General features: G+C 70.8%; 2 protein-coding genes and 1 pseudogene. 1 reads left to right on the top strand and 2 read right to left on the bottom strand.

Annotation, left to right across the window (positions count from 1 at the left end; translation table 11 throughout):
* A pseudogene (locus BQ7388_RS04520) lies at positions 1-408 on the top strand (hypothetical protein); the annotation flags it as partial.
* Between the two features lie 1,270 nt (positions 409-1,678).
* Here the strand turns inward: BQ7388_RS04520 and hisF are convergent.
* On the bottom strand, positions 1,679-2,446 hold the full coding sequence (gene hisF / locus BQ7388_RS04510; RefSeq protein ID WP_062529736.1) for an imidazole glycerol phosphate synthase subunit HisF: 768 nt from the start codon (positions 2,444-2,446) through the stop codon (positions 1,679-1,681).
* Positions 2,440-2,841, bottom strand: a 402-nt coding sequence (locus BQ7388_RS04505) for a HisA/HisF-related TIM barrel protein (RefSeq protein WP_234946850.1), incomplete at its 5' end; no start/stop codon positions are given. The genes BQ7388_RS04505 and hisF, both read right to left, overlap by 7 nt.

The raw sequence follows: 2,841 nt of genomic DNA, 5'->3' as shown, positions 1-2,841 counted from the left end.
GTGGCGGCGGCTGGTGCGGGCGAGGCGCTGGAGCTGAGGTCGAGCTCCTCTCCCCTGGCGCCCAAGGCGGCGCGGGAGCTGCGACAGGTCATGGCCGAGGGCTGCCTCTTCCCCCGCGACGCCCATGGCCTGGGACACGTGCTGCACGCGCTGGGAGGGTTGCGCGGGGAGCTCGCGGTGACCTCGACCGCGTCCGTTGACGCGCGTCGCATGGCCCAGACCGCCCAGGTTCGTGCGGAGCTCCTCTGCGCCGAGGTCATGGCCCGCATGATGCTGGAACGCGCCGAGAGCCGCGGGAGCCACTTCCGGGCGGACTTCCCCGAGGAGCGGGACGAGCTCGGGAGTCCCCTGCGAGCGCAGCTGGGTCAGGGCCGGCTGGAGCTCAGACTTGCTGGAGGGTCTTCCTAGGCGGCGCATCGTTCAGAACGCGCCCGAGCCGGCAGGATCTTGCGAACTCGGGCGAGTCCTGAACGGTTGGGGCATCTAGAGAGAGCCTGATGCGGGAAGAACCCAGCTGGGTCGAAGGGAGGGCATCGCATTCCCCTCGTCGTCCCATACATGTCCGAAGGGAAGCAGCGACTCCCTGAGCAGGGTCCTCTTGCCCTCCTTGGAAGGGGGCAGCACCAGGTCGCGCCCGCGTAGGTGTCGATTCAGCCTCCTTGCGAGCTCGGTCGCAGCCGCCTGGTTTCTAAGCTGGCCAATCCCCACGAGCTCGACTCGCCAGCCGTCGCGCCTGAGGCCAAGGACCCTCGACAGGTCACGCCCAAACTCCCCGTGGTACTCCNACAGGCGTCAGCGGGCCGTTGAGGATGGGGCGGGGCAGCCCGTAGCCTCCCCAGCGGGTCGGGAGGCACAGGAGCAGCGCCAGGGAGCTTTCCATGGGCGAGGCGGAACCGTCGATGACGAGCCCCGCCGCGCGCCGGGCCTTGGCGACGCCGCGCGTTGCATGCACCGCGTCCAGATAGGCGAGCAGGCCAGCCCTCGAGCAGAGAGGGGGCCTGTCCAGGAAGCCACGGCGGCCCTCCGCCAGGGAGTAGTGCCCGCACAGCTCCATGCCCAGCCGCAGGAGGTCGACGGGAGAATGGCTCCCCGCAAGCTGCAGGAAACAGAGCTCGGGGACGCAGACGTAGACGTTCGGGGCGAGCTCGGAGAAGCTCCGGCGCGGCAGCTCGCCCGACAGGCAATGGCAACGAACGCCGGAGCCGTTTCGGCGCTGGCCCTGTGACGCGACGAGAAGGTCGACCGGGCGCCCTCGTCGCAAGATTCCCAGATTCCGCAGCGATTCGAGTGTCGCTGACCCGGCACGGGCGTCCCCAAGCCCCCTGGTGCAACGTGACGGCGGCCTTCTGCCCCGGGCGGCATGCTCGGCCCAGAACCACAGGGCGCTATGGTGGCTCACGTAGACGCTCGTCCCTCTCCCCTCCTCGTGTCGGGCCTCAAGGTGCCGTCACGATAGGCGGGGGGACCACCACCAACAAGGGCGCGGAGGGTCGTTTCGGCCAACGTGGCCTTGGGTGGCAGCTAGAAGGGCCTGCATGAGTTGGCCAATCGTTCAGAACTCGCCCGAGTTCGCAAGATTCTGCAATCTCAAGCGAGTCCTGAACGGTAGCCACGCGACAAGTCCGCCCCGACGGCGTCCGGCCCGAGGAGGGCCTGGGGAGAGGCGCCTCCCTCCTCCCTAGAAGTCCAGGCGCACGGGGATGCCCTGGGCTGCCATGTACTCCTTGACCTGCCGGATACTGTAGGTCCCGAAGTGGAAGACGCTCGCCGCCAGCACGGCGTCGGCCTCCCCCTCGATGACGCCCTCGGCGAAGTGCTCCAGGCTGCCCACACCGCCGGAGGCTATGACGGGAATCCGCACGGCACGGGCCACGGCGCGCGTAAGAGCCAGGTCGAAGCCCTCCTTTGTGCCGTCCCGGTCCATGCTCGTGAGCAGGATCTCTCCCGCGCCGCGGCGCTCCACCTCGCGCGCCCACTCGATGGCGTCGAGCCCCGTCGCCGCGCGCCCGCCCGCCACATAGACCTCCCAGCGGTCCTGGGCTCCCACGCGCCGGGCGTCGATGGCGCATACCACCGCCTGGCTGCCAAAGGCCGAGGCGGCGGCCGAGACCAGCCCGGGGTCGCGCACGGCCGCGGAGTTGACCGAGACCTTGTCGGCCCCCGCGGCGATCATCCGCCTCATGCCCGCGACGTCCCGGAAGCCCCCGCCCACGGCATAGGGGATGCGCAGCTCCTCGGCCGCGCGGGCGGCAAGGCCCACGGTGGTGGAGCGGTCGTCCGAGGTGGCCGTGATGTCCAGGAAGACCACCTCGTCGGCGCCCTCGCGGTCGTAGGCGCGCGCCAGCTCCACGGGGTCGCCGGCGTCGCGCAGCCCCACGAAGTTGACGCCCTTCACGACGCGCCCGTCCTTCACGTCCAGGCAGGGGATGACCCTCTTGGTCAGCATGCCGGGCCTCCGTCCTCGTTCTGGCGAGAGGGGCCTGGGCACGCGACCGCCAGGGCCTCCTCCAGCGTGAAGCTTCCCTCGTAGAGGGCGCGCCCCACGATGGCGCCCTCGACCACGTCCCCGCCCGCCGTCGCGAGGGCGCGCAGGTCGCCCAGACCCGCGATGCCACCCGAGGCGACCACGGGAAACCCGGCCACCTCTGCCGCGTGGCGGTAGAGCCCCAGGTCGATGCCGGTCTGCATGCCGTCGCGCGCGACGTCCGTGAGCACCAGGTGGCGGTAGCCCATGCCCGCGAGCTCGACGAGGAGCTCGTCCAGGAGGAGTCCAGCACCGTCGCGCCAACCGTTGACGCGCACCCAGCCGTCCTCCGCGGCGACGTCGGCCACCACGAGCCC

It is taken from the genome of Olsenella phocaeensis, assembly GCF_900120385.1.
Taxonomy (GTDB): domain Bacteria; phylum Actinomycetota; class Coriobacteriia; order Coriobacteriales; family Atopobiaceae; genus Olsenella_I; species Olsenella_I phocaeensis.
Note: the sequence above shows the minus strand (reverse complement) of the source record. Positions and strands in the feature narration are given on the sequence as shown.